At 57.0% G+C, this 5895-nt stretch carries 5 protein-coding genes; all 5 read right to left on the bottom strand.

The window, feature by feature from the left end; all coding sequences use genetic code 11:
• Positions 1-243: 243 nt before the first annotated feature.
• The 5 genes from AC0L3S_RS38620 to AC0L3S_RS38640 are packed head-to-tail and all read right to left on the bottom strand — an operon-like array spanning position 244 to position 5891.
• Positions 244-981 carry a gamma-glutamyl-gamma-aminobutyrate hydrolase family protein gene (locus tag AC0L3S_RS38620; protein ID WP_259219335.1) on the bottom strand — a complete coding sequence of 246 codons (738 nt, stop codon included), beginning with the start codon at positions 979-981 and terminating at the stop codon, positions 244-246.
• A 12-nt stretch (positions 982-993) separates the two neighbouring features.
• Entirely contained in the window at positions 994-2148 is a 1155-nt protein-coding gene (locus AC0L3S_RS38625; protein ID WP_259219334.1) for a M24 family metallopeptidase, read from the bottom strand.
• 14 nt (positions 2149-2162) lie between these two features.
• Positions 2163-3986, bottom strand: coding sequence for an ABC transporter permease subunit (locus AC0L3S_RS38630; protein WP_259219333.1), 1824 nt, complete (start codon positions 3984-3986; stop codon positions 2163-2165).
• Positions 3987-5087: an ABC transporter substrate-binding protein gene (locus AC0L3S_RS38635; protein ID WP_259219332.1), complete on the bottom strand. Its 1101-nt coding sequence runs from the start codon at positions 5085-5087 to the stop codon at positions 3987-3989.
• 12 nt (positions 5088-5099) lie between these two features.
• On the bottom strand, positions 5100-5891 hold the full coding sequence (locus AC0L3S_RS38640) for an ABC transporter ATP-binding protein (protein WP_473285129.1): 792 nt from the start codon (positions 5889-5891) through the stop codon (positions 5100-5102).
• Positions 5892-5895: the final 4 nt, after the last annotated feature.

A 5895-nucleotide genomic window follows, 5' to 3' on the forward strand; every position in this document is an offset into this window, starting at 1 on the left:
CCACCGGTAATGCACTTGCGGGGAAGTTGCTAACGAAGTTGCCAAGTTCAATTAAGGCTCGCACCAGGGCGCTCCAATAGATCAAGTTGTTTGGGTGAAAAAGGGGCCCCTTTTTAAAAGGGGCTCAACCTATGCTGAAGCGTCCATTCCGCGTCCTTCGCTGGATCTCGAGTATCGTGTGATGTTTCCGCTAGCCTTGGGGGACTTGCGCGTGATTCTGCACGCGCATGCTAAGTCGCGCGCTCATGCGGGCTCTCTTGCAGGAGAGCTGCAGGTTTTCACGAAGTCATCAATCAGGCGACGACAGGCGGGCTCACTGTCGTACATGAATTCTGGGTGCCACTGTATGCCGATCACAAATGGCCGGCGCGGGGCCTCAATCGCTTCAACGACACCATCGTCGGCGCGCGCGCAAACGACGAATTCAGAAGCAAGCTGCTTGATAGCTTGGTGGTGAAGGCTGTTTACTCGGAAGGACGATGACTGCTCTCCACACAGCCTCCATAGTTGCGTGCCCTGTTCCAGGCGAACCTCGTGGACGGTTTGATCCAATGGCGTACCATCACGATGATCGATCACGTTTGTAAGCTCATCCAGGGTGTGCGGGTAAATTGTGCCTCCCGCCACAACGTTAAGAATCTGCATCCCCCGACAGATGCCGAGAATAGGCATAGTCCGATCGAGCGCTGAACGGGTAAGTGCGAATTCGAAATTGTCGCGTTCCGGAATAAATCGCCGAACGGTCGGGTGCGGAGACGCGCCGTAAAGTTCTGTCGGAAAATCCCCGCCGCCAGTAAGCACAAGACCGGAAATCTGGTCGAGAACAGCTTCCACATCATCGGCTTTGACATACGGCAATATGATTGGAAGCGCGCCGGCTTTCTCGATTGCACGTACATAGTGTGCAGGACTGAAGTAGCCGTTCTTCTCCACGTCGAAGTTGCTGACGATACCTATTACGGATCGCGAGAGTTGAGTCATAGTGGATGATCCTTAGGTACGGAAGAAGAGCTTGCGCTCCATCGCGGTTAGGCGTTCCGGCCCTTGTTCTGTAACCAGCACCGTCTCACTGAAGCCCAAACCGGCTGCCATCATGAGCATATGAAACACCATCCCCGGCTGCAGCACCCATTCCACGCCCGGAACGAACTCGCGTATGAACTCACCTGCAGATGGTCGGTGGTTCAGACCGAGGGAATAGCCCGCGCGATTGGTGTAGGAATCGCGTAACCCCGAGGCTAGGAGGGGAGTGCGGCAAGCGCGGTCGATCACGCCGGCCGGCGTACCCGGGCGCATAAGCGCAATAGCCTCGTCTTGGATGCGGATGATTGTGTCGGCTGCCCTTTGCTGCTCAGCGCTCGGCGAACCGACAATGGCGGTGCGCATGATACGGGCCCAGTATCTTTGATGGTACCCATTGAGCTCAAAATAGACAGGGTCGCCTAGTTCCAAGACCCTGTCTGAACCGCCTCCGTGGATGAGTTTCGTCCGCTCCCCAGACGTGATGATGCCGCCATGGGCTGCTCCTCCAGCATTCATCTGAGCGATATACACGGCGCCAGCAACCTCTCGCTCCCTGACGCCAGGCGCGATGGTGTTGATACCGGCTCGCATGGCCGCCTCAGCTTGGAGAGCAGCACCGCGCAAATATTCAATCTCTTGCGGTGATTTGATCAAGCGCAGGTGGTCAACGATACGAGGTTCTGGAACCAATGTTGCCTTCGGCAGCAGCGCCTGCAGCATCTTCCATCGTTCCACCGTCAAGAACCATGAGTGTTCATCCACACCGACGCGCCCACCTGCGAACCCGAGATCATCGAGGGCTCTGCGCGACGCGTCGAGCCAAACGGGCAGAGGATCAGCAGCGTCCGCGTAGACTGTGTGGCTCTTGACCCAGGATGTGCTGTGCGCCGTCGGCACCTCCACGTCCCGCACAATAAGCACAGGGTCGCCCTGGCTGGGAACCGCTAAGGCGTGATATGAAAAGTAACCGATCTGATCGAGACCGCTCAGATAATTGATATTTTCCGGTTGGTGAAGGAGAATAACAGGGAGGTCATGCTTTCGCATTTCCTCCTGAGTGCGCTTAAGGCGCGCTCGGTATTCCTCGGCAGAAAAGTCCAAAGTCAGAGTTGCAGTTTCAGCCACAGTGTTAGTCTCCTTCATTTCTTCACTGCTTCTTGCAGCGTAATGTTTCGGTCCCCCGCTCGGCGCACGAATCCGATCCCGCCGTAAACAATGACGGTGAGCGCGATCAGAAGACTTGAAACCGCAGCAATCGTGGGGGTGATCTCTTCCCGAATTCCCGACCACATCTTGATCGGGAGGGTCATAGTGTTTGGTCCGCTCAGGAACAGGGAGAAAATGAATTCGTCGAATGATCCCAAGAAGGCAAAGAACCCAGCCACGATCAACGCCGGACGAATAAGCGGGAGCACAATCAGCCAAATCGTAACGATGCGTGGAGCCCCCAGACTCGCGGCAGCATGTTCAAGGCGCACGTTTTGGGCCTGTAGGCTCGCGGCGACAATGATCACCACCAGCGGGACGGCGCCGATACTGTGCGCTATGACCAGTCCGGCAGACGTATTGACGAGATGCAGTCGTGCAAAGAGGAAATAGACTGCTAACGCACTAATGATCCCAGGCACGATCATCGGCGCGAGCAAGAGCTGGTAGCCGATGCGGCGCATTCGCGGACTGCCCCGCACGATGGCCATCGCCGCAGCTGTTCCTATGGCGAGGCTAATGAGCGCCGTCGGCACGCCAACAGCTAGGCTTTGCAACGTCGCCGCAGTCCACGATCCGCTGGTTAAATAAGCTTCATACCACTGCAATGAGAAGCCTGGAGGAGGAAAGTCTAGGAAGCGGGAAGAGCTGAACGATATTGGGACGATGATAAGGATCGGACTAATGAGGAACATAGCCACCGCCAATCCGACGCCATAAAACACCGTTTTTCCAGCGGCCGCGCCCACATAATTCCAACCCCTTTGTACCACGGCGGGGACTTGACCGCCGAGAGCGCGTATGACCTTGGTAAGCGCGTCGATGAACTGAACGTAGGCACTTGTTGAACGAGTTGCAGTTGAGCCCGTTGAAAGACCAGCTCCGTGTTGCGAAGCCAGGAGCCGTTCGGTACCGACAAAGTGGTTTGAGATGGTATATAGAACTAGTGTGATCGCGAGCAGCACGGTAGCGGCCGTGGCCGCAAGCGGCCAATTAAGTGTCTCGTTCGCATAAGTGTTAATCTGCATAGGCAGTAAGACTGTATTGGGGCCCCCAAGTAGCGCGGGCGTGAGGTAGAACCCAAGTGCGAACACGAAGACCAGGAGCCCGACCGCGATCACGCCCGGCGCGCTCAAAGGAAGGAAGACACGCAAGAAGTTTTGGGCCGCGGAGGCTCCTAGCGAGGCGGCAGCGCGCGTCAGATTGGACGGGATGCCTCTCATCACGCTGGTGAGCACCAGCACGGTAAACGGCATGAGGATGTAGACCATCGCGACTAGTACGCTGAACTGATTATAGATGAGATTGACAGGTCGTTCGGTCAGGCCAAGCGCCAGTAATAGCTGATTGACGACACCAAATCGTCCGAGGAGTACCATCCAAGCGTAGGTACGCACGAGATAACTCGTAAAAAAGGGCAACACCACTGCAAGCAGTAGCACGCCGGCGATCCACGGACGGGCTGAGACGATCCAATACGCTAGCGGATATCCCAGCAGAAGGCAGATCAGGGTAACTTCGATCGCGAGCGCGAACGTGCGGGAGAGAATGATCCAGTTCGTCGGGTTACCCAAGAACTCATGAAAGTGCGCCAAGGTGGGGCCCGGATCGAACAGGCTGAGAGAGAGGACGCCCGCGAGCGGAACGAAGAAAAATAGCCCGAGCAACAGCGCCGCCGGAGCAAGCAACAACGAAGCTTCGCGATTGTGGAGCGGCCATGCAATGGCCTCTCTTAACCTATGGTACAGAGTACCCATCTAACGCACCAGCCATTTGGTCCAGCGCTCGATGAGCACTTCGGCATTGGTTTTTCCGAATGCCGATTGGGCTCCCCAAAATGCTAGGTTTGTGAAGAATTGTTTCTCCAGGTTCGCAGGCGCCGTGGGCAGCTGGGGAGCGATCTTCGGGTCGATGTACTTGAAGGCAGCTCGATTGAACGGACCGTAAAAGATCAGGTTGTTCAGGCGCGCTTGGGCCTGCGCGGTTGCCTGGTAAGCCACAAACCGCATGGCCGCGGCCCGGTTCTTTGTGCCCTTCGGTACGACCCAGTAGAGCGGGTTAAGCTGCCCTTCGTTCCATTGGTAATCAACACCAGCGCTCTGGTTCTTGAGGACTTGCACGCGGCCATTCCACACCGACGATATCGCGACCTGGCGGTCAGACAGGAGCTGACCTGGTTCGGCCCCGACTGTCCAAAATTTCGTTATGTGCGGTTTGATGCGCTCGAGCGACGCGAATGCTTTGTCAAAGTCGATGGGGTACAGCTCTGCCTTTGGTACCCCGGCAGCCAACAACGCAAATTCAACCGTGGCAGGAGCTGCGCTCTGAAGCGACCGTGGCCCCGGAAACTTGCTGGCATCCCAAAACGCCGCCCATGAGCTCGGGCGGGGCTTGTTGGCTGGGTACTCGGCGGTCGAAAAGCCCATCACGCTGCTGTAGACGTATGACCCCACCGCGTATTTCGTCTTCGCTTCAGGCACAAGATTGTCCAGCGTTTCCTTGTCGAACGCCTCGTAATCAATTTCTTCTACGTACCTGGCCGAATCCGGTCTAAACGCGGGGGACGCCAGCTCCAACACATCCCACTGGACGTTGTTGCTGTCGACCTGAGCCTTTAGTCTCGCCTCGTCGGCTGGAGACACATACGTCACCTTAATGCCCGTCTCGTTCTGGAAAGGCTCAATAACGGCCTTGCGGAAGGCCTCCTCATACGACCCCCCACCGGAAACCACGACTAGCGTTGACGCTTGCGCCTTCAAAATCCCCGGAGAGCCTAGCGTGAACGCTGCCCCACCCGCTGCGGTGCTCAAGCGCTTGAGCGCCTGCCGTCGGGACAACCGACTTGGGTAGTACGTCATGAACTCTCTCCCTTATGAAGGCAGGATTGACATGCGATTTGGAGCCGTGGTGACGGGCGACAGAGCCGGCCGGGCCTCGTGGTCCTCGACAACACCTTGGCTTGCGGATTTCGCCTCCTCGCAAAGAAGTCGCCCATCACGCGCGTCCCACCCAATTCTCACCAGCTCGTTGACTTGTAATCGCGGGGAGCAGGCATGGCGCGGCGCCGCCACAGTGAGAAGCACCGATGGAGCAGCGCGCAAGCGGACACGACATTTGACGACATTTCCGCAGTAGACAGCCTCTTCGACTACGCCATCGAATTCGTTGTCAGCGCGCGCGCCAGCGCCAAGAGGAACAATCTTCTCGGGTCGAATCATGAGGGTCACCGCACCCGGGTCACATTGGAAACCCTGCCACGTCGAACGAACCTGCAGGCCAGCGACATCGAGGACCGCACCTTGCCCCCCTTTTTCAACGAGATGAGCATCGAGGAAATTGGATTCACCAATGAAGCTCGCAACAAAGCGGGTTCGCGGCGTCTCATATATTTCTTCTGGCGTCCCGATCTGTTCGACCCTCCCCTCATTCATCACCACGATCCGATCGGACATTGTGAGCGCTTCGCCCTGGTCGTGCGTGACGAAGACTACTGTTGTCCCGAGAGATTTCTGCAGACGCTTCAATTCGAGCTGCATGTGCTCTCGAAGCTGCTTGTCGAGCGCAGCGAGCGGTTCATCCATAAGAATTACACCTGGACGGAACACAAGCGCACGGGCTAATGCAACGCGCTGCTGCTGGCCACCAGACAGCTCATGAGGCATGCGC

The sequence above is a fragment of the Bradyrhizobium sp. Ken01 genome, from assembly GCF_055807355.1.